Annotated in this window: 1 rRNA gene; it reads left to right on the forward strand. The window is 65.0% G+C overall.

Features of this window, described 5'->3' with window-relative positions:
• Positions 1 to 698 (forward strand): 23S ribosomal RNA (locus ACTQ1E_RS08850); the annotation flags it as partial.

Genomic DNA, 698 nt, shown 5'->3' on the forward strand with positions numbered 1-698 from the left:
TATCTATAGAATCGGTAGGGGAGCTTCCCATGGGCGGAGAAGCCGGAGGGCGACCGACGGTGGAGCGCATGGGAGTGAGAATGCTGGCATGAGTAGCGAGAGACGAGAGAGTAACTCGTCCGCCGTGAACCCGAGGTTTCCTGGGCAAGGCTAATCCTCCCAGGGTCAGTCGGGGGCTAAGGCGAGGCCGGCAGGCGTAGCCGACGCGCAGCAGGCAGACATTCCTGCACCGCGCACGCGGCGCTACGACCGACGGGGCGACGGATGGGGGTGGCTCGGCGGGGTTCTGGACGTCCCCGTGATGGAGCGCGGCCCGCGGACCAGGGAAATCCGGTCCGCATCGAGGGCGAGGCTCCGGACGAAGCACTTAAGCGAAGCGAGTGAGCCCGAGGTCCCTAGAAAAACCCCTAGGCAGGCGCGTGCGCGCCCGTACCGCAAACCGACACAGGTGGGTGGGTAGAACATACCGAGGCGATCGGGTCAACCATGGTCAAGGAACTCGGCACAATGGCCCCGTAACTTCGGGAGAAGGGGTGCCCGCGCGTACGTGAACGGACTTGCTCCGGGAGCGGAGGCGGGCCGCAGTGGAGAGGCCCAAGCGACTGTTTACCAAAAACACAGGACTCTGCAGAAGCCGCAAGGCGACGTATAGGGTCTGACGCCTGCCCGGTGCCGGAAGGTCACGCGGAGGAGTTAGC

Origin of the sequence: Collinsella sp. LCP21S3_C7 (genome assembly GCF_052118485.1) — a bacterium.
Lineage (GTDB): Bacteria > Actinomycetota > Coriobacteriia > Coriobacteriales > Coriobacteriaceae > Collinsella.